Genomic DNA, 20,780 nt, shown 5'->3' on the forward strand with positions numbered 1-20,780 from the left:
AAGAGGTTAAAATACCTGCAGCACTTGCTGCAAATCCGCCTGCTATTAGCATTAATAATATGGTAGAGATTTTAAAAATATATTTTTGATTAGCAATCTTAATGAAACCGAAATATATTACTAAACCAAGTAAAAAGCCACTTGTAGCACCTATTATCACTCCTTGCAAGTAAATACTGCTTGATATTGTTTCAACTGAAGATATGCTATATACTAAAATAATAATTTCTGCACCTTCTCGTAATATAGTAGTGGCAACTAAAAAAAACAACATGAAATAACTGGCATTACCTTCATGAATTTTTACTGATAAGTCGTTTATATGTTGCTTTACTTTTATACCGTAACCTTGCATCCATATTATTGTCCAGCTAATCAGAATTGTTATTAGTATCATAATGCCGGAATTGAATAACTCGTCGCCTATTCCGCCAAAAGATAAAGATAATTTACGTGTAAAAAATGCAAAAATTGAAGCAAATACTACTCCAAGCATTACTCCAGCAATAATATAAAGACGAGATTTTTCTATTTGTTTTGTTACGACGAGTATTATACCAAGTAATAAGGATATTTCTAAACATTCACGAAACACTACTAAGGCAATTTTAAACATATTTTTTATCTAATCATTAACAATTATAAAACCCTGCGCCGTATCTTGATGAAAATCTCCAAAAAATTCATATTTTCCGGACTTGAGAGGTGCAAGTATAATATGTATTGACTCATTTGGCATAACTATTTTTTCACGATGTAAATCGTGACTTTCAAACTCTTCTACCGTATCATCTTCATTATGAACAATTAACCTTATCTTAGTCGATTTTGGTACTTCAACTATATTCGGAACAAATTTATGATCTTGTATAGCTATCTTTACTTCTAATATATTATCGTTTGTTTTATTATCGGAACTCTTACTTGTAGAGATATAAATAATTACTGCTAAAAATATTAAACCTACTAATATAATAATATTTTTGTTTTTTTTAATAATTTCCATACTATAATTAAAGTTTAAAGTAAGATGCTTATATACTCGTTTAATTTGAGTTTTAAATTTTTAATAATTACAAAATTTATCCTGCAATTTTTATTAATGCTATAAGATATACAATTATTATCATTATGACAAGGATAGATAATAAAATATAATTTTTTTGTCTTTGAATTTTATTTTGTTTCATATTTATTTAATTTTGTTTAAAGTCTCCTAGTTCAAGTAAAAGATATTCATTTATCGGTAACGATTCATGAGAAATAATTTTATTTATGTTAGAACCTAAAGTTTTAAATGTTTTGCCTTCAGCAATAACACTGCGTGTTCCAATCGTTACTTTACCTTGCAAGGCGTAAGAAAAAATTAAAGGATATGTAATGTCGCCGATTTTCATATCTATTGGTTGTCCTTTTGCTTTTGAATCATATAGTATTTTACCGTTTGATAAGCGAGTAATTTTAGCATTAAAGCTTACTTTTTCACCACATAATAAAGGAACACGATAAGCTATCTCATCGTCATAAATTTTAACTTCATTACTTTTTACAAAATTTTGCGGTAATATGGATTTTAAAATTACATTAACTTTATAATTATAAGCATCATCGAAGATAATATTATTACTATTATTAACAGCATATTTTGCCGGAATAATAGCTTCTCGTGCTTCTCCTACCATCATACCGATTATTACATTATCTAAGCCAAGCATTACAGGAGCAGAGCCTAAAGTAAAAGTCTTAGTATCTTCAGATATTAAAGTATTGTTCATATCTGATATTTGATAAAATACGGTAACTACATGTCCGCAAGAAGCGGGACCGATATTACCGCTACCGAGCGTATTAATTTTGAACAGTGTTTTTACTAAATCCTTACGTACTTCAATAGTGTAATCATTAGGATTGATAGGTCCATTTAACGGTTGTAAAATATTCTCAAAAAATGCTTTCCCTTCTTCGGTTTTAAGAGCATTTATTACTATTTTTGAAACCGTACGTTCCAATAAGTTGCCGTTTAATGAAATAGGAGGTTCATTATTTATACTAGTTTGGTTTTCATTGGTAGATGAATTATTTGAAGCCGTTTGCTCTACAGTTGTAAGATTATTGTTGTCGGGAGATATTTTTAACTTTACTATATTGTAAAGTATTAGAATTACAATTATTAAAGATAAAAATTTTTGCATATATATAACTATTTTAGTATAACAAAGTTTACTATAACAATCAATTACTTAATAATCAAATGAGAATAAAAATAATTTGATTAATAAAAATAATTGATTTAAATTTAGATGCAGAATTTTATAAATATAGTGGTGAAAAGTGAAAAAATTTATATTTTGTTTTTTATGTTTATGGACATTAAACATATTTGCTGCTTCTAAAACTTACCCTAATAAGCTTAATCGTTGTAAAATTACTAGAAATATATTTAATGATTATGAACCAAAAGTTTTTGAAACTACTAATAATTTATTACGTAAAACAGGAAGATTATCAAAATTTTACGGTGAAAGGATATTAATTAAAGGAAAAGTATTAGATCAAAATTGCGTGCCGGTTGCGGATGCTAAAGTTTATTTATGGCAAGCAGGAAGCGGGGGTAAATATCCTTACGAACCTTTAAAAACTAGAGTTGATAAAAGAAGATTTACAAGTAAAAGCGATTCAAGTTTTACCGGTTCCGGTATTGCTACTACTAATAATAAAGGAGCATATTATTTTATTAGCATGTTGCCTTATACATCTTCTCGTTATTTGAGAAGTGCAAATATAAGAATAGAGCATCCTAGTCTTACTACTCTCGAAACACGCTTAGACTTATCTGATCAAAATATGTGTGATAATGAGTGCGGTGAAGTAAATCCGATATTGATCGAACCGCAAGAAAATATGCCGTCTTATTGTTTTGACTTAGTTTTGCAAGGTACGACGCTTAAGAGGTATTGATACAGTACGTCATTGCGAGGAAAATTACGCAGTAATTTGACGAAGCAATCTCAGGATATTTGACGAGATTGCCACGCAGTCTACTACTGCTCGCAATGACGTTTTGCCTCTTTCTGCGGTGCTTCTAAAGGCTTTTTTATACCACAACTACATAATGTAAGTGCTAATACGAATAAATAAAATGTCTTCATTACTATAAATTATTATATGACCTTAAGAAATTATAATAAATATCTTATATATATTATAGTATTTTTATTATATATAATAATTTTTATTCCTAAAATTCATGCTAGGCTCTATGAGCAGCCTAAGGATAAATTAGCATTTTTAAGAGGTTCAAGCGCTCCTGATAATATAATTTTTTTTGATGAAGAAAAAAATCAATATTCTCTTGATCAGTTTGAAGGAAAGACTATATTGTTAGTGTTTTGGGCTACTTGGAGTGCTCCTTGTGTCAAAGAAATGCCTGACCTTGATATGTTGCAAAAAGATTTTAGGAAATTACCTTTTTCAGTAATTCCGATTTCAGAAGATTATCAAGACATAAAAGTTGTGAAAGAATATTTTAAAAGCTATCAAATAAGATATTTGCCGATTTATCATGATTATAGAAATGAATTATTTAAAGCCTTAGGGGTTGTTAGTTTGCCGACTAGTATATTAATAGACCCAAACGGCAAAATAGTAACTAGCTTTGTCGGCAATACAAATTGGTATGACGAAAAAGTTAGAGGTACTATTTTATCTGCCATTTCTGGAAATTATCCTGAACCTAAAAATAGTTATAACGCACAATCTCTGAATAAACCGGCTAAGCCTTTGCTGCCAATAAAAAAGGATGCTCTATAGTCACTCCAAGTAAATAGACGAAGTGTAATTTGGAAAAGAGCAAGGAGTCTATAAGGTGAGGAGCGGAGCGTATACTTAATAGGTGAGTACCGTAGATCTTATAAGACAACATAGCCAATTGTTCAAATGAAACGAGTATATTAAATTAAAAATGAGTAAAATTAATGAATGAAGTAAATAAATCAACTATGGCGAATGCTGAATTTGATCAGATAATAACCAAACGACAGATAAGTAAATTAGATCAATTATTTGCTTCGGTTTTTGGTAATTCTAAAGAGGTGATTGCCGTTTTACGCCTTAGTGGTATTATCGGTAAAGTAAGTACTATGCAATCGGGACTTACGTTAGAATCATTAAATGCACTAATAGAAAAAGCTTTTAAAATAAAGAAATTAAAAGCATTATGTTTAATTATTAATTCTCCCGGCGGTTCTCCGGTACAATCTGAACTTATTGCAAAACGTATTCGTGATCTTGCTGAAGAAAATAAAATAAAAATTTATAGTTTTATTGAAGATATGGCGGCTTCAGGCGGATATTGGCTGGCTTGCAGCGGTGACCGGATATATGCTTTGCCGAGTTCAGTGATCGGTAGTATCGGAGTAGTATCAAGCGGATTCGGTTTTCATGAAGCAATTAATAAACTTGGGATAGAGAGAAGAGTTTATACGGAAGGCAAGAATAAATCAGTATTGGATCCGTTTAAACCTATTAATAAAGATGATCTTAAAATTATCAAAGATTTGCAAAAGCAGGTTTATGAACATTTTATAGAATATGTAAAAACAAGAAGAGCAGGGAAGTTAACTCAGCAAGACGAAATTTTATTTAACGGTGAATTTTGGGCAGGGCAAACGGCGCTTGATTACGGCTTAATTGATGGCATAGGTGATATGTATAGTGTAATGAAAGAAAAATTCGGTGATAATATTAAGTTTCAATATCTGTGTGCTAAGCAACCTTGGCTTAAAAAGAAACTTGGCATGGGAAGTAAGATATTAACCGATAATCTTGCTAATTCTTTAATTGATGCGGTAGAAAATAAAATTATTAACGATAAATTTGATATGAAATAATATGACAATAACACAAGTTAAAATTAAAAAACTAGAAAATTTTTCCGGCAGTTTGCCGGAATATGCTACAGAGCATAGTGCGGGGATGGATTTAATAGCCGCAAACGAGCAACCTATAACAATAAAAGCAGCCGCAATACAGCTAATTCCAACAGGCATCGCTATAGCACTACCGGATTCGTTTGAAGCCCAAATAAGACCCCGTTCGGGTCTTGCCGTTAAACACGGTATCACGGTTGCTAATTCACCCGGTACTATTGATACAGATTATCGAGGTGAAATAAAGGTCATTCTTATTAATCTCGGTAAAGAAGATTTTATTATAGAAAAAGGCATGCGAATTGCACAGATGATAATCGCAAAGTACGAACGTATATTATGGGAAGAAAGTATTAGTCTTATGGGAACGATGCGTGGTAGCGGTGGCTTTGGTTCTACCGGTGTTTAGTGGGTCTCTATGTCATTCCCGTGTAGGCAGGAATCCAGAAAATAACCTTAATCTTGATACAAAAATTACATATTAGATAAACCTATAAAAAATAAGTTTTTTATAGGTTTTACTGGATTCCTGCTTTCGCAGGAATGACATTAACGAGCCATACAACAACGTTTTTAGTAGCTCGTAATGATTATTAGGTATCCACGAACAAATCATAAAACTTATGAAAATCACAATAAAATTGTTAACCTCTATATTGTTGTTATTAGCTTTGAAAGTAAATGCTAATTCTGATGCTGTAGATAATGTTAAGCAAGTTTTTACCTATATCGATCAAAAAAATTGGTCACAAGCCGAAGATTTAGCTCTAGAAGTAAATAATAAAATTTTAACAAAAATTGTACTTTCTCAGAAATATTTAGATAATAAATATTCAGATAATAGTTTTGAACATGTAATAAGGTTTTTATGCAATAACCCGGATTGGCCTCAAAATAAGCTGCTTGAAGAAAGAGCAGAAGAATATCTAAATAATAATACAAATAAAAAAGTAATTGTTGATTGGTTTAGTAAACATCCTCCTCTTACCGGCAAAGGTTATAAATTTTATGCGGCAGCTGCAAGTAGTTTAATCAAAGATCAGAAAATATTACTACCTATTATTAAAGAGGCTTGGGTATACGCCAATTTCACTCCTGAAGAAGAAAATGCATATTACAATAAGTGGCATAAATATTTAACTGCGAGTGATCATTTAGAGCGAATAGAAGAACATTTATGGAACAATGATATTAGATCTGCTAAGCAATCCCTGAAATATGTAGAGCAAGGTTACCGTAATTCTTTTAAAGTCCAAATTGCGATTATAGGTAAATCGCCAAATGCTGAAAAGCTTTTTAAAAGTGTTCCTGAAAAATACTATACTTCCGGTTTATTATATCGTTATTTAGATTTTAAAAAAATGCAAAAGCCGACAAAGGAAATTATTACTTTGTTTAAGAAAGCTAAAAATAACCGTAAACATTTTGCTAAATGGTGTCGTATTCAGTCCTATTATGCTCGTGAATTCATTGATTACAAAGATTTTGCTAATAGCTATAGAATGGCAACGCTTCCTTTTGCTACTTGTCCTGAAACTATAAGGGAGCAGGAGTGGTTTGCGGGCTGGCTTTCTTTAAGTTTTTTAAAAAAGCCTGATCAAGCATTAGTACATTTTAATAAGTTTATTAAAGTTGTTAAGACACCGATTAGTTTGGCACGTGGGTTTTATTGGCTCGGTCGTACTTATGCAGCAAAAGGCGATAAGCAAATGGCTAGAAAATTTTACGCGCAGGCAGCTAAATATTCTTTTACCTTTTATGGGCAGGTAGCAAATATTGAATTAAATAGGACAAAGTTAGTTTTACCTCCTATGCCCGTAATAACTTCTGAAGAAAGGAAAATTATAGAAAATAAAGAGATTATTAAAGCAATAAGGTTATTGGTTAAATATAATAAAAACTACTTAGCCCTGATATATTCCAAAGCAGCAATGAAAAATACTAAAAATTCTGCAGAAATTCAAATAATTGCGAATATTATTAAAGCCAATAATAATACTAATCATATGGTTGAGGTGGCAAAAATTGCTGCCCAAAATAATGCTTTTATTCCGGATTGTGCTTTTCCAACGCCTTATAATCTAGTAGGTTTGCCTATCCCACCTCATTTAACTTATGGAATAATTAGACAAGAATCGGTTTTTGATCATAAAGCAGTAAGTTATGCCAATGCTATGGGTCTCATGCAACTTATTAAAGGTACTGCTTGTGATACCGCAAGATCCATAAATGTTAAATGTAATGTAGCAGACTTAACTAGAAATCCGGTATATAATATTAAACTTGGTGCGCATCATTTCAAAAAATTATTAGATAATCATAAAGGTTCTTATATTCTATCCATTGCTTCTTACAATGCCGGAAGTCATAATGTAATAAAATGGATAGATAGGTTTGGTGATCCAAGGGATATAAAAGATACAAGAAAAGTTATTGACTGGATAGAACTTATACCTTATCGAGAAACAAGAGATTACGTTCAAAGAGTACTTGAAAATGTTCAGATTTATCGGGTAATCTTAAATAAGAATAGTAGTTTGTACTTTAAGCGTGACTTACATGCTTGTGATATAGCAAAAAGTTAATTTCTATTAGTGTTTTATTTTGACATATAGTAATATATAAGTATAATGTCAACACTAATTAAAAACTATGAATTAAGGAGGAGAGTATGAAAAAATTAGAGCAACAATCATGCTACCGGCGGTTTTGAATATTTTAAATGGGATTGGATGACAAGCATTACGGGTAGTCATTCAGAAATAGTACCAAGATTTAAGAAAATAGTAAGCATTTTAAAAGAAGCTAAAAGTAACCCAGCCCAGTATGAAAACTTAGTATCTAACTTGGATGCTAGTACTAAAAATGCACTTGAGGTTACTATTAAGAGTAATAATATTACTGTACCGATACAAGACACTAATAAGGTAATGTCAGAAATATTATCAGGAATGCCAAACATGGCTAGATACAAAAAGTCATATCCCTATGGACCTTAAACAAAAATTCTTAGATTTAGATTCTAATCATTTAGAACTATTCATAAAAGCTGCTTATAACAAATTTAACAATAAGTGGATAGTTAAAGAGTTTGTTGATAATGCTGTAAAAACTGGAGAAGAAGGTAGAAAATATCTAGCCGATTGTGATTGTAGTTCAACTGACCAGCTATGGACAAAGCTTGTTGAACCTATAATAGAAAACCTTAGAATAAGCGAAAATTCAACTGATAAATCTGAAGATGATGCAATATCAGAGGCTTCGGCGAATAAACTTGGAGCAAAAGTAAAGACTTTAGCACTATCTAATACTCATGAACTACCAGCACAAAAAGAAGCATTAAAGCTTGTATATGATATGAGGAAAGGTAATTTAGATAAAGCAACTGTTGTTAAGAACATTAATTTTTTTGGTCAGGATGATACTGTATTAGGTGGGGCTGTAGAATATAGTGGCCTTACTATTGACCAAATCAGGGCTAAAGCAGTAGAGATTGGCGGTGATGATGCTGCTTTAGAATAGCTTCTTAAGGTTATTCGCATTTTCTATGTCATGTCTGTCCCTAGCTAAAATGGGAATCCAGTGCTTGCTTCTGTCATAGCGTGTCTTGTCCACGGTATCTAGAAAAAATAAAATAAAGACTGGATGCCGTGGTCGCGCCACGGCATGACATAGTAGGTTTACCTGTTCATATAACAATATCTATCAATTATATTCATGATTCTTAAAAATATATCTTTACTAATAATATTATTTTTTTCAATATCAACTTTTTCTGCTGGTCATAGTCTAAAAAATATCTCTATTACTGTTGTTGCTCCGGCAACAGGAGCGGATAATAAAACCTTGTCGGATTTAAAAAATATTAATGGACTAAATTTACAAATTGCTTCTAAGTGTTTTGCTAAAGGTAAGCTACCCTTTCTTGCAAGTAGCGATGAAGTAAGATTTAATTGCTTGCGGGATGCATTATTTGATGAGTCTGATAATATAGTGTGGAGTTTACGAGGTGGTTATGGCTCTGCGAGAATAATTCCCGATTTACTAAAGCTATCAAAACCAAAGAAAGAGAAATTCTTTGTAGGATATAGCGATATAACAGCGTTACATCTTTTTCTATCACAAGAATGGGGCTGGAAAACTATTCACGGCAGTAATATAGCCGATCTCTTAAAGCCGGAACAAGATCAAGGTAATTTTACCAAGCTTGCTGAAATATTAAAAGGTAAAGTAAAGCAGGTTACTATAGATAATTTAGTGCCTCTTAACGATATAGCAAAATCAAGTGATCTTGTTAACGGCACACTAACAGGCGGTAACTTAACTATGGTGCAGACTAGTATAGGAACGAGTTGGCAAATAAAGACTAAGGGCAAAATTCTTTTTTTAGAAGATGTGAATGTAGTTCCTTTTAGATTAGATCGTGAGCTTTTACACTTAAAGCAAGCAGGGTTACTTGAGGATGTTAAGGCTATAATATTTGGTTCATTTGGTAAAGATTTTGATGCCACAATGTTAGTGCTTCGTAATTTTGCAGATAGTTTAGATATACCGGTATTTAAAACAAATAGATTCGGTCATGAAAAAATTAACGATCCGATTATTTATAATACGAATAGTAAGATTATTAAAAGTAAAGAATTTAAGTTAGTGATGGGGTTGTAAGCACTATTGCGAGCAGTTGCTAAGCCGTCATTGCAAGCGACTGAAAGCTGTGTTGCATGGTTTGTTTATGTCCTATTCCCGCGGAGGCGTGAATCCTAGGGTAAAGGAGACAAATCGAGCTTTAAAAAAAGTTTTAAAGTACTGGATTCCTGCCTACGCGGGAATGACATTGAGTCTTAAGTTGACACCCATGCACCTGCGCAGGCATGACATAATTAGCTTATCGACTCAAATGCAAATAATCATTATACTTTGATAAATTCAAATCATAAGAAAAGAATTTATTTGTAATATAATGTTCAAGTAATTTTACTAATCCTGCTTTATGTCTATTTAAAGTCTCGATGCTTAAAGCTATTTCCGTTGTGTGTACATAAGGTTCGGTACTAGTTATTTTTACGTAGGCGATAGTAATATTGTTATTTATAACTGGGTTCCTGCTTTCGTGGGAATAACACAACAGGGGCTGGGGATGACATAAAAGGGACAGAGCATTACATTTCGTAAATCCGTTTTCTAGTAACATCAAACTTTCTATGATAAGTTGCGGAGAGAGTCCAAGCTCTATTTCTTTCTTAGTCGGAATAGTACCGGTCTTATAATCTAGTATAGTTATATTGTTTGATTTACTTATTTCAATTCGGTCAGCTATACCGATTATTTTTATATCTTGACCTACAATATTTAGCTGTAACTCCCCTTTAGTTTCAAAATAGATTTCTTTGCAGTTTTTTCGGCGTTCTATGTCAAATAAAATAAAAGCTTTGCTGAAAGCCGTGAGTTTTATTTGCCAAGTTTTTTTGGTGTAGCTTGGTAAAATAGTGCTATATAAAATATGATTACCGATATTTATTAAAGCATTTTGTTTATCAAGCAAATTTAAATTAATATATTGTTTGTCGTAATTTTTAGAATATTCCTCTAAAACTTTATGAATCAAATTACCGAAATCCGATATTTTAGGTTCTTCCCATATATGATCTTTTTTACGTAGTCCAAGAATTTTCTTAGCATAAAAACCGTATGGGTTTCTTATTAATGTTTCTATTTCGGTTACTGATAAGGTGGTTGGGAAAGAGGAGCTGTGGATCTCAATACTCTTGTCATACCGTGGCTTGACCACGGTATCCATATAATTACTGGACCCCGTGATCAAGTCACGGGGTGACACAGAATCTTTTTCTAGCTTCAAAAATAAATTACTCGGTACTGACAGTTTCCCATCATATTTTTTAGCATTCAGTATAACTATTTGCTTATTTTGTAGAAATAAATTGAAGTAATCTGAATATAGAGTAGGAGCAATTTCATCGTAATCTATATTTAGTATCTGCAATGCTTTCTTGCTAAGCCATGGGTGAGCTTTAGCACTAAGTGTCCAGTTTTCATTATTAAAATGCGGTAATATAATTAAGTCAAATTCACATAATGCTAAATCTTCAGGCCGTCCTATAATAATACTAGCAGCATCAGTATTTTTGTAATATTTGATATTAGAAAGTAAAAAAGAAAAAATTTTAGGAAAATCCTTTTTATCCGTTGAATTTATATATTTACTATATGCAGTTAAATTTGTTAAAAACTCAAGTAGTTCTGCTCCTCCTTCTTTTTCCCAAATAGTAGGCAAAAGTTTTTCAGTTATTTCTTTAGTTAAGGTTAGAATAGCTTGTATATTATGTGGAGTATCGGTAAATAAAATATCTATTAAGTTATGGCAATACTCTCTTATATCCTCATTATCAAATTGTAATTGCAATAAATATTTCGGTGAGGATATAAAACGGTTTTTATTAGATATCATTAACTCTAACTGCTGCACAGTAGGGCAGTTAATTAAAGGATTTTTAAGTAATAAAAATAGAAGTTTTAAATCAAAATTATTACATAATATTTTAATAATGGAAGTGAGTAATTCACCTATATTAGTAAGCCTTAAGTCATTACCTAGTAGATCTTCATATGTGTCTAAAAAATTACAATATACTCTTTTAAGCTTATTATTATTTGTAACGATTGCAATCCGTCTGTCTTTATTACGGTTACATATATAAGATATTTGTTTAGTTTCTTCATAAATGTCATTAGGTTCATAATAAGATATACCATCGCTAATCTGCTTGGAGGCAGGATTATAGTGAATTATGTAATCCTTTAATTCTTCTTCAAATCTTTTTAAAAAAACATTAGGCTTGAATATTCCGGCGAGTATTACCTGCTTATGTCCTGTTTTTATTTTTATTATTTCTTCTTGTAATAGCTTTAATTTATAAACTGCTTTAGTTTGTTTTTGAGTAAACGATATTTCTTCTTGCCATCTTAAAAAGCAATATTCTAGAAATTTATAAATCTTTTGCCAATAGTTAGAATTGTTATAGACTTCAATTAATTTTATATCGATATTATTGATTATAAGATCATTAAACAATTTTCTTAAAAGTTCTGCAGCTTTTAATGATTCATTTTTATTCAAAGGTAATTCTTTATATTCGGTGATAATGGATGATAAAATAAGTAATTCTTCTATTTTAGATATATAATCCGAATCGGTTTTTTTTGAAATAAGAGAATTAAAAGGAATAATGATAGGTAATTTAATTTTATATTTATCGGTTAAAATCTTCTTTAATTCTAGGCATGAGAAATTATTAGGCAATATTATTTGAACTTTTGTATCTTTACCTAATTTATCAATGATATACTCAGCAAAACTTTTCAAAAAAGAATAATCAGCAGTCATAAATAATGTTTTTGACGATAATATAGCAGATCAAAGGTCCGAAATCTTATTTAAAATGATAATATAGTACAATAAATAATATTTGATTATTAGTGTCTTATTCAGTATCTTTAAATATATTAATTTAAATTTAATAAATAAAGTATCATATAAAAATTTTTTATATTATTTACTATTATAGTCTCTATAATATCATGAGCTTATGCTAATAATTTAAACTCACATATAGCTTATTGTGATAATATACAAGTAGAACAACAAGAAGATTTGGTAATACAAAAATTGGTTAAACTATTTGTGACTGAAATGAATTGTATGATTAGCGGCTGTTTACAACAATGGGATGTGCAAGATAATCGGGTAAAATATTCAATTGCTTGGCAAGAACAATGTGGACCTGTAATTTATGGTCAGTATCAACTAGAAGGTAATGGTAGAGGTTCTACTTTCGTATATGAACGCTCTAAAAATTCCGTATGTTGTTGGCCGCTTGGATATGAATATAATAAAGCGTTTGTAATATGTGCATCTAATGATGTTAAAAACTAATATTTACTTACTAACTTTTACGAATTCTTTAAATAATTCTAAATCTACTCCATTATCGTTAAGATATTCAGGATGCCATTGAACGCCGATAACAAATTTATGTTTCGTTGATTCAATGGCTTCAATTATACCGTCTTCTGCTGTTGCAGATACGATAAGATCATTACCAAGTTGTTTAGTAGCCTGGTGATGAGTCGAATTAACCATAGTTTGTAGCTGATTATTAGCTATTTTAGCAAGTTTAGTATTTGCTTCTATATTAATTGCATGCGAAACGATGTTTTTAGGCGAAGGTTGTGTATGATTAATTACAGTTTCAACATAATCAGGAATATGTTTAATAAGCGTACCCTTAAAAATAACGTTTAATAACTGCATACCTCGGCATATTCCTAAAACCGGAATATCTCTCTCTAATGCTTTTTTTAAAACTAATATCTCAAAATTATCACGTTCTTCATTGGCAACGACTATATCTTCGGTGTATTCCGGCTCATAAAATTTAGGATGTATGTCCTCATCACCGCCTGGCATTACAACACCATCAACAAGTTCCATAAGCTGATTTATTGTATCACTTTGATAAGCTAATAATAGCGGTACACCGCCGGCTGCAATAATCGCATCGGTATAGTTTCTTCGCAATGCGTACCATGGAAAAGCAGCGTAAGTATATTTTTCACAATTTTGAGCTAAATCAGGTGTAACACCTATTATCGGTTTTTTATACATTTTATTATCATTTTATTATTTTTCTGTCAGCTATGTCATGCTTCATAGTACCGGACAGTTCATAAAGGTGCTATCATTGCAAGCCAGCATTTATGCTAACGTGGCAATCTCAGGAGTTTTTTTTATATTATCTTATGAGATTGCCGTGTCGTTGCTAACGCAACTCCTCGCCATGATGATGACTTGGCATCCACGCAGCAAATCCACTATTACCCCTCAATATGCGGTGGTGTTTCAAAAGTATGGAACGGCGGTGGTGAGGTAAGTGTCCACTCTAATGTGTCTGCTCCTTCTCCCCAAGGATTGTTTGGACAATCTTTGCCGTATTTTAGCGTATAGAAAACGATAAATACAAAATACAGGGCAGCAAACATAGAAATACCTGCTCCTATCGACGAAACCATATTCCAGCCGGCGAAAGCTTCAGGGTAGTCCGGTATTCTTCTTGGCATGCCCGCAAGACCTAAGAAATGCTGTGGGAAGAAAGTTAAATTAACGCCTATAAAGGTAATCCAAAAATGAATTTTGCCTAAAATGTCCGGATATTGTTTACCAGATATTTTGCCAAACCAATAATAAAAGCCTGCAAATGCCGTAAATAAAGCACCGAGCGACATCGTATAATGGAAATGTGCAACAACATAATATGTATCGTGCAGAACTCTATCAAGTGCTGAATTTGATAGGATTATGCCGGTTACGCCGCCGATCGTGAATAATATAATAAATCCTATCGAAAATAGCATAGGAGTTGGAAATGTGATCGAACCACCCCACATAGTCGCTATCCAGCTAAATATTTTAATACCCGTCGGAACTGCTATAATCATCGTTCCGGCAGTGAAATATATAAGTGCATTATAAGAAAGCCCAATAGTAAACATATGGTGAGCCCATACGATAAATCCAACAAAGCCTATGATCACCATAGCCCCGATCATACCTTGATAGCCGAATATAGGTTTGCGTGAAAAAGTTGAAATAACTTGACTTATTATACCAAAGCCTGGAAGTATTACGATATATACTTCAGGATGACCGAAAAACCAAAATAGATGCTGAAATAATGCAGGATCACCGCCGCCGTCAGGCTTAAAGAAAGTAGTTCCAAAATTACGATCTGTAAGTAGCATAGTAATAGCTCCACCAAGTACCGGCATCGCAAGAATTATTAGAAATGCGGTAACTAAAATAGACCAAACGAATAACGGCATCTTGAAAAGTCCCATTCCCGGAGCTCTCATATTAAAGATAGTAACGATTAAGTTAATTGATCCAAGAATTGACGATAGACCGGTTAAATGTAAACTGAAAATAGCCATATCAACGGCTGCACCGGGGTGACCGCTTAAATTACTTAAAGGAGGGTAGAGTGTCCAGCCAGTTCCTGGCCCACCGTCAACAAAAGCTGATCCCATAAGTAAAAGAAAAGCAGGCACTAGTAGCCAAAAACTGATATTGTTAAGGCGTGGAAATGCCATATCGGGAGCCCCTATTAACAGAGGTACGAAATAGTTACCAAAGCCACCGAACAAAGCCGGCATAATCATAAAGAATACCATAATAACCGCATGTGCTGTGATAAGTACGTTATATAGCTGGAAATCATGATTTAAGAAAGTGCCGCCGGGCATTGCAAGCTCTAACCTAAAAAGCAGTGAGAACAAACCTCCGACAATTCCAGCAAAAACGGCAAATATGATATACATAATGCCGATATCTTTGTGATTGGTAGAAAAAAGCCATCTCCTCCAACCGTGTGGGGTGTGGTGGCCATCGTGATAAATTTCGGTAGTAGTTATATCCATAATTATTATTCTGCCTGTTTTAATTTTTCGATATCTGCTCCAACAATTGCCGGAATATTCCGAGTGATTTTATCATAATCCCAATCCCACCATTGAATTTCAAGTAATTGCTCAACTATCTCATCAGGAAATCTATATCTTTGTAGGATTACCGACAACAATACTATACTAGTACCCATAGCAATAGCACAAAATTTTCCTATAATCAATTTAACATAATAAGCTCCTCTAACATTTTCATATTTAAATTTCTCAGGGTGATTAGCATCATTGTAATAAGTGTAATCTCCGACTATTATATTTAGATTATGGATAAAATGTTTTAAAAATATCGTTATCTTTTGCTTGTTTAGGAACAAGATGGGGATAAGGGTTATTGTGGTTAGGCATATATTAAAAATTTTAAAGTAATAGTTTTAGTTTATAAAATACTGTCGTTATAAATTACCATGCTTCTTTACATGCTGAATCATCACTACTTAATAATTTCTTGATGTCGATTAGAATCGGTTATATCGTTTAGTAATTTATCTAGTTCAGATATTTTTGTATTATAATTTTCCATAGAACTTCTAAATATAATTAATTAGCTGCCAATTTTGGCTTCTTGCCATTCATAGCAGTCTTATTCTTGCTTGCAATCCAATTGTCGAAATCCTCTTTACTTACTACTTCTATAGCAATCGGCATGAAGCCATGATGGATGCCGCATAGTTCGGAGCATTGTCCGTAATATACGCCTTTTTTAGCCACTCTTGTCCAGGTTTCGTTTATTCTGCCTGGGACTGCGTCTATTTTAAATCCAAGTGATGGAACGGCAAAACTATGTATTACGTCACCTGCGGTAATGAGAAACCTTACGGTAGCATTTTCAGGGATAACAATTCGATTATCAACATCTAATAATCTTTTGTGGTTAGGTTTTAAATTTTCATCAGAGATCATTACGCTATCAAATTCTAAATTATCATGATCAGGATATATATAATGCCAATACCATTGATAACCTACTACTTTGATAGTTAAATCCGTTTCGGGTATTTTTTCGGCATGACGCAATATTTTAAAAGATGGCACTGCAATAATAACTAAAATTATTATAGGTATTACAGTCCAAATTATTTCTATTAAAACATTATGTGAAAATTTTGCCGGTACAGGATTATTTTTTGCATTAAATCTGATGCATACAAAGCCAAGTAATCCGGCAACAAATAAAACAATAGCTGTTGAGATATAAAGCAGAAAATTATGAAAATGATGTAATTCCTCCATAATCGAACTTGCCGGTGGCTGGAACGTTACTTGCCAAGGTAACGGCTCGGAAGCAAAGCAATTACTGCTAACAATCAAAAAACAAATTAAAGCAATAGACATTTTTCCAAATTTCGCTTTTGGAGGTAATGTATACGTCAATCCGGTACTCGAATCCTCACTTACGCTTTTGTACTCTGCGGTTCGAGGGGAAGTGTCTTCTTTAAATTCCGCTCTATAAGCTGGTTTGGAAAGATGTCTAATAATATTTTTCATAGCACATATAAAGTTATTTACATTTAATATAAATGGATATACACTTTTATTAAAGTAAAAATCGATAAATTTTTGTAAAAACTACATATTTTAATAATATTTGAGCTAGACAGTGTACCTATATTAGGATGTTGCAGTAAGTCAATAACTTCTATTACTTTCGCATTTCTTAATTTTGCTTGAATTTATTTATTAACTGAGGATCGTGCTTTGTTACGGCGATTACAGAAGGACAAATATTTTGCACTAACCGAGCATAATCATTAAAATCTTTATAGTTTAGGTAATATGAGTACTTTATCAACAAATGTGAAAGAACTTAAAATTTTTGCTTGTTGTAATTGATTATGGATAGGTTGACGTTTTTTATATTTAATAATTGTTTTATCCGGCTCTAAAGCAACGATTAAGTATTTACCGTGTTTTTTAGCTTTGCGTAGAAATTCTATATGACCGTAATGTAATAAATCAAAACAATCGCCTACTAGAACTATTTCACTATTTATAGGATAATTTTTATTTAAAGAAATATTCTCATAATATTCTATTTGGGTAATTTGACAGTATTATGGCTAGATGAGCAGGACATAAGATTTATAAAAATTAATAAAACATTAATACAAATAGGAAAAGTCTAGGCATAATATTTATCTATATAAGTTAATAAAAATTAACTTATATTAAAAATTAAATTTTAATCAATAAAAAACTCATTAAGACAGAAATAAAACAAAATTTTACAATTTTCTATTGTAATTTGTTTGTATATAGTGCATATTATTACTAGTAATGAAAAATTGATTCAAATAATCTTCAGAGCAATTTTAATGAATGATACCGCACTATCTTATGATTTTAATGGCATATTACCATCATCTTTTATTAGTGCACGTCTCAGGAAAATCCTCACCTCTGCCTCCTTATTATTATTTATAGGATTAGTTGTTTTTGTCTCTTTTGCTGTTAATAATTATGTTAACAACACTTTATCCATAACCTTAGTACAACCTGATAGTAGTGAAGAAGAAACAATTTCATTTAAAGAAGTAGTAGTAAAAAAAGGCGATACTATAAAGTCAATTTTGATAGAACAACATATCCCTAAAAATGAAATAGACAAAATTATAAGTTTAATAAAGGAGGGAAAATTATCTTCTGCTCTGAAAATAGGGCAGCACATTACTTTTGAATATGAAACAAAAATTATCGAAAACGAGGATGAAGATTTAACCTCAGAGGTAGCATTCTTAAATAAAATCGTTATAATTATCGATAAGCTAAAAACTATTGAAGTAATTAGAGAAGGTAATAATTTTAAAGTTGAAGAAATTGTAGTACCTTTAAATAAAAAAGTTGCTAAATCGTCGGTAAGTATTGAGGCAAATTTCATGTCAGCTCTTAAAAAACTGGGCTTATCGGATAACAGTATAATAGAGCTGATTAATGCTTATGCTTATCAAATCGATTTTCAGCGTCAAATAAAAAGCGGTGATACTGCAACCGTAATAACGGAAAAATACGTAACGGAAGATGGTAAATTTTCCCACCACGGTAAAATTCTATATGTTTCATTAAATCTTTCAGGGAAAGAATATAATATATATCGTTATTCTCATGACAATAACGCAAATAATTATGCATTTTTTTCCGAAGACGGTAAAAGTGTAAAAAGAAGCTTACTTAAAACTCCGCTAAAAGTTATAAAAGTTTCTTCACATTACGGTAATAGAAAGCATCCGATACTCGGTTATACTAAAATGCATAGGGGGGTTGACTTTGCAGCTCCAATCGGTACGCCTATATATTCCGCAGGAAACGGAGTTATAACAGAAATAGGTTGGAAGTCGGGTTATGGCAAATTTATTCAGGTAAAACATAGCGGTACGCTATCTACTGCTTATGCGCATGCTTCAAATTTTGCAAAAAATTTAAAAGTCGGAAGTATCGTAAAACAAGGACAAATCATTGCATATGTCGGAAGTACCGGTAGAGCTACAGCTCCACATTTACATTATGAAGTTAAAATTGATGGCAAATATGTTAATCCTATGTCAGTTAAAACAACACCGGGTATAGAATTAAATGGAAAAAATTTAGAGAAATTTAAACAATTTAAAAAAGAAATAAAAACTTTAAGTGTTAAGCTTGATAAGAAATTGCAAGCTGATAAAGCAGCCACAGTTTCATTGTAGAGTGAATCCTTGTCATACCGTAATCAACTTTGTGTTGTACGGCTCTTATGTCATTCCTGCGAAAGCGGGAATCTAGTAGAATCTATAAAAAATTTGTTTTTTATAGGTTTATTTTATCAAATATATAATTTTGTATTAATATTAAGGTTGTTTTTTCTGACGCTTTCGCGGGAATGACATTTACAATTATGCTCCCACTACTAAAAAAACTATATCTCACATTTGCTCGTAGTAGTCGTATAATAATAACCTTAGTGATTATTGATCAGTTAAGTAAATGCTGGTTTATTGATAATTTGAGATGGAAGCAGGGCTTAATGCTTAAGGTTACTTCTTTCTTAAATATGGTTTATACTTGGAATTACGGTATTAGCTTTGGTCTAATGCGTGAATATTATCAATATAGCAATGCTATTTTCTTAATAACGAATACTATTATTGTCTGTTATTTATATTATTTGATGATACGTTCAAAAACGATCAGAAGTTTTGTCGGTTATAGCTTTGTAATCGGCGGAGCTGTTGGTAATCTAATTGATAGATTTTTTAGAGGAGCAGTTTTTGACTTCATCCATTTTCATTATCAGAATTATAGCTTCCCCGTATTTAATTTAGCTGATTGCTTTATTACAATAGGAGTAATTATCTTAATAGAAGATTATTATAGTACTAAAAAAGTTATTGAAGAAAAGGCTAAAGGGAATTATGATAATGCTCAAATTGAAGCTATGGCTGAAAAAATTCGTAATACCGATAAGGGTGGTAATGATAAAATAGCCTCCTTGCAAAATTAAACTTATAGAGAGGAATTTGAAGGAAACACAGAACACAGAACGCAGAACCGTAGCGTAGTAGACCTATGTGAGGATTCAAGTACCGGGTTGACGTACAAATTACCTTCTAGAAGTTCATTTTGCAAGGAGGCTATTATAATTTTAATTTATAGGTGTTTAAGTGAAAAAGATTTTTGTATTATTTACTGTTTTATTAATTACTTCTGCTTGTAGTAAAAAGTTAAAAGAAACCATAGGTATATCAACAGTTGGACCTAATGAGTATCAAGTACAGCGTGCTAAAGCACTAGAAGTTCCGCCTCATTATTATTTACCTGATCCTGGGCATAGCAAAACAACTTACAGTAATGTAAAAGGACAAGGTGAATTTAATGAAGGTGAACAAGCATTAATGCAGGACATGCATTAGTATACTTGATCAACTTCAAAAATTGGCTACGTCGTTTTACAAGATCTGCGGTGCTTGCGTATTAAGTATACGCTCCGCTCCTCGGCTTGTAAACTCCTTGCTCTTTTTGAAGTTGATCTTCATATACCTGTTCTTGAATACTAAGACTGCAATGTTTTTTCAAATTAATTCATGAATTCTCATACAAAACAAAAAATAGGTGTTTTTGGGCTTGGTAAAACCGGTATATCGGTTTACGAGGAATTGCAAAATAAATATGATGTAATTGTTTATGATGATTTAAAAGCAAATAGAGATATATTTGAAGAATTATATAGTAAAACCGCTATCGCTGCTTTATCTGATTCAAGATGGCAAAATTTAGATACAATTGTCTTAAGTCCTGGAATTCCTTTAACGCATGAGATAGTCAATATTGCAAAAAGTTTTAATATTC

The 20,780-nt window shown here is 31.8% G+C and carries 17 protein-coding genes and 5 pseudogenes; 13 read left to right on the top strand and 9 right to left on the bottom strand.

What is annotated here, in order from left to right; genetic code table 11:
- The 3 genes from BG75_RS03285 to BG75_RS03295 all read right to left on the bottom strand — a co-directional run.
- Positions 1 to 616, bottom strand: a 616-nt coding sequence (locus BG75_RS03285) for an FTR1 family protein (protein WP_252903619.1), incomplete at its 3' end; no start/stop codon positions are given.
- A 9-nt stretch (positions 617 to 625) separates the two neighbouring features.
- Positions 626 to 1,006, bottom strand: a complete 381-nt coding sequence (locus tag BG75_RS03290; protein ID WP_012719649.1) for a cupredoxin domain-containing protein — start codon at positions 1,004 to 1,006, stop codon at positions 626 to 628.
- 190 nt (positions 1,007 to 1,196) lie between these two features.
- Entirely contained in the window at positions 1,197 to 2,192 is a 996-nt protein-coding gene (locus BG75_RS03295; protein ID WP_062811432.1) for an FKBP-type peptidyl-prolyl cis-trans isomerase, read from the bottom strand.
- A gap of 139 nt (positions 2,193 to 2,331) precedes the next feature.
- On the opposite strand from BG75_RS03295, the gene BG75_RS03300 reads away from it, so the two are divergent.
- The 7 genes and pseudogenes from BG75_RS03300 (at position 2,332) to BG75_RS03330 (ending at position 9,593) form a co-directional block, all read left to right on the top strand.
- On the top strand, positions 2,332 to 2,958 hold the full coding sequence (locus BG75_RS03300; RefSeq protein WP_062811433.1) for a dioxygenase: 627 nt from the start codon (positions 2,332 to 2,334) through the stop codon (positions 2,956 to 2,958).
- A 207-nt stretch (positions 2,959 to 3,165) separates the two neighbouring features.
- Complete coding sequence (locus BG75_RS03305) at positions 3,166 to 3,810, top strand: TlpA disulfide reductase family protein (RefSeq protein WP_062811434.1); 645 nt, start codon at positions 3,166 to 3,168, stop codon at positions 3,808 to 3,810.
- A gap of 164 nt (positions 3,811 to 3,974) precedes the next feature.
- Complete coding sequence (locus BG75_RS03310) at positions 3,975 to 4,889, top strand: S49 family peptidase (RefSeq protein ID WP_062811435.1); 915 nt, start codon at positions 3,975 to 3,977, stop codon at positions 4,887 to 4,889.
- Between the two features lies 1 nt (position 4,890).
- The gene (dut, locus tag BG75_RS03315; protein ID WP_062811436.1) at positions 4,891 to 5,337 is read left to right on the top strand and encodes a dUTP diphosphatase; all 447 of its coding nucleotides are present in this window, start codon (positions 4,891 to 4,893) and stop codon (positions 5,335 to 5,337) included.
- Between the two features lie 214 nt (positions 5,338 to 5,551).
- Complete coding sequence (locus BG75_RS03320; protein WP_062811437.1) at positions 5,552 to 7,513, top strand: lytic transglycosylase domain-containing protein; 1,962 nt, start codon at positions 5,552 to 5,554, stop codon at positions 7,511 to 7,513.
- A gap of 105 nt (positions 7,514 to 7,618) precedes the next feature.
- A pseudogene (locus BG75_RS03325) lies at positions 7,619 to 8,450 on the top strand (hypothetical protein); the annotation flags it as partial.
- 195 nt (positions 8,451 to 8,645) lie between these two features.
- Entirely contained in the window at positions 8,646 to 9,593 is a 948-nt protein-coding gene (locus tag BG75_RS03330) for an LD-carboxypeptidase (RefSeq protein ID WP_062811438.1), read from the top strand.
- Positions 9,594 to 9,813: 220 nt separating this feature from the next.
- Here the strand turns inward: BG75_RS03330 and BG75_RS03335 are convergent, their stop codons facing one another.
- A complete protein-coding gene (locus tag BG75_RS03335) occupies positions 9,814 to 12,330 on the bottom strand; it encodes a PD-(D/E)XK nuclease family protein (RefSeq protein ID WP_062811439.1) in 2,517 nt (838 codons plus the stop codon).
- 267 nt (positions 12,331 to 12,597) lie between these two features.
- On the opposite strand from BG75_RS03335, the gene BG75_RS03340 reads away from it, so the two are divergent.
- Entirely contained in the window at positions 12,598 to 12,879 is a 282-nt protein-coding gene (locus tag BG75_RS03340; protein ID WP_062811440.1) for a hypothetical protein, read from the top strand.
- A gap of 3 nt (positions 12,880 to 12,882) precedes the next feature.
- Here the strand turns inward: BG75_RS03340 and BG75_RS03345 are convergent, their stop codons facing one another.
- From BG75_RS03345 to BG75_RS10580, 5 genes and pseudogenes are all read right to left on the bottom strand, one after another.
- Positions 12,883 to 13,611, bottom strand: coding sequence for a gamma-glutamyl-gamma-aminobutyrate hydrolase family protein (locus BG75_RS03345; protein WP_062811441.1), 729 nt, complete (start codon positions 13,609 to 13,611; stop codon positions 12,883 to 12,885).
- Positions 13,612 to 13,820: 209 nt separating this feature from the next.
- Positions 13,821 to 15,419, bottom strand: coding sequence for a cytochrome c oxidase subunit I (gene ctaD / locus BG75_RS03350; protein ID WP_062811442.1), 1,599 nt, complete (start codon positions 15,417 to 15,419; stop codon positions 13,821 to 13,823).
- Positions 15,420 to 15,424: 5 nt separating this feature from the next.
- A pseudogene (locus BG75_RS03355) lies at positions 15,425 to 15,809 on the bottom strand (acetyltransferase).
- A 192-nt stretch (positions 15,810 to 16,001) separates the two neighbouring features.
- Complete coding sequence (gene coxB, locus BG75_RS03360) at positions 16,002 to 16,949, bottom strand: cytochrome c oxidase subunit II (protein ID WP_062811443.1); 948 nt, start codon at positions 16,947 to 16,949, stop codon at positions 16,002 to 16,004.
- 169 nt (positions 16,950 to 17,118) lie between these two features.
- Positions 17,119 to 17,538, bottom strand: a pseudogene (locus BG75_RS10580) (adenylyltransferase/cytidyltransferase family protein).
- A gap of 238 nt (positions 17,539 to 17,776) precedes the next feature.
- Here BG75_RS10580 and BG75_RS03365 point away from each other — a divergent pair.
- The 5 genes and pseudogenes from BG75_RS03365 to murD all read left to right on the top strand — a co-directional run.
- Positions 17,777 to 19,141: a M23 family metallopeptidase gene (locus tag BG75_RS03365; RefSeq protein ID WP_062811444.1), complete on the top strand. Its 1,365-nt coding sequence runs from the start codon at positions 17,777 to 17,779 to the stop codon at positions 19,139 to 19,141.
- A gap of 188 nt (positions 19,142 to 19,329) precedes the next feature.
- The gene (lspA, locus tag BG75_RS03370) at positions 19,330 to 19,935 is read left to right on the top strand and encodes a signal peptidase II (protein ID WP_062811445.1); all 606 of its coding nucleotides are present in this window, start codon (positions 19,330 to 19,332) and stop codon (positions 19,933 to 19,935) included.
- 3 nt (positions 19,936 to 19,938) lie between these two features.
- Positions 19,939 to 20,040 (top strand): annotated as a pseudogene (locus tag BG75_RS10800) (palindromic element RPE1 domain-containing protein); the annotation flags it as partial.
- A gap of 55 nt (positions 20,041 to 20,095) precedes the next feature.
- Positions 20,096 to 20,344, top strand: coding sequence for a DUF3035 domain-containing protein (locus tag BG75_RS03375; protein WP_062811446.1), 249 nt, complete (start codon positions 20,096 to 20,098; stop codon positions 20,342 to 20,344).
- Between the two features lie 171 nt (positions 20,345 to 20,515).
- Positions 20,516 to 20,780, top strand: a pseudogene (murD, locus tag BG75_RS09735) (UDP-N-acetylmuramoyl-L-alanine--D-glutamate ligase); the annotation flags it as partial.

The sequence above is a fragment of the Rickettsia endosymbiont of Proechinophthirus fluctus genome, assembly GCF_001602635.1.
Classification (GTDB): domain Bacteria; phylum Pseudomonadota; class Alphaproteobacteria; order Rickettsiales; family Rickettsiaceae; genus Rickettsia; species Rickettsia rickettsii.

Bases quoted from the DNA above. Each gene is read 5' to 3' on its own strand.
- BG75_RS03335 (WP_062811439.1), bottom strand. From the start codon at position 12,330: ATGACTGCTGATTATTCTTTTTTGAAAAGTTTTGCTGAGTATATCATT.
- ctaD (WP_062811442.1), bottom strand. From the start codon at position 15,419: ATGGATATAACTACTACCGAAATTTATCACGATGGCCACCACACCCCA.
- BG75_RS03330 (WP_062811438.1), top strand. From the start codon at position 8,646: ATGATTCTTAAAAATATATCTTTACTAATAATATTATTTTTTTCAATA.
- BG75_RS03365 (WP_062811444.1), top strand. From the start codon at position 17,777: ATGAATGATACCGCACTATCTTATGATTTTAATGGCATATTACCATCA.
- dut (WP_062811436.1), top strand. From the start codon at position 4,891: ATGACAATAACACAAGTTAAAATTAAAAAACTAGAAAATTTTTCCGGC.
- coxB (WP_062811443.1), bottom strand. From the start codon at position 16,949: ATGAAAAATATTATTAGACATCTTTCCAAACCAGCTTATAGAGCGGAA.
- BG75_RS03305 (WP_062811434.1), top strand. From the start codon at position 3,166: ATGACCTTAAGAAATTATAATAAATATCTTATATATATTATAGTATTT.
- BG75_RS03310 (WP_062811435.1), top strand. From the start codon at position 3,975: ATGAATGAAGTAAATAAATCAACTATGGCGAATGCTGAATTTGATCAG.
- BG75_RS03290 (WP_012719649.1), bottom strand. From the start codon at position 1,006: ATGGAAATTATTAAAAAAAACAAAAATATTATTATATTAGTAGGTTTA.
- lspA (WP_062811445.1), top strand. From the start codon at position 19,330: ATGCTCCCACTACTAAAAAAACTATATCTCACATTTGCTCGTAGTAGT.
- BG75_RS03345 (WP_062811441.1), bottom strand. From the start codon at position 13,611: ATGTATAAAAAACCGATAATAGGTGTTACACCTGATTTAGCTCAAAAT.
- BG75_RS03320 (WP_062811437.1), top strand. From the start codon at position 5,552: ATGAAAATCACAATAAAATTGTTAACCTCTATATTGTTGTTATTAGCT.
- BG75_RS03295 (WP_062811432.1), bottom strand. From the start codon at position 2,192: ATGCAAAAATTTTTATCTTTAATAATTGTAATTCTAATACTTTACAAT.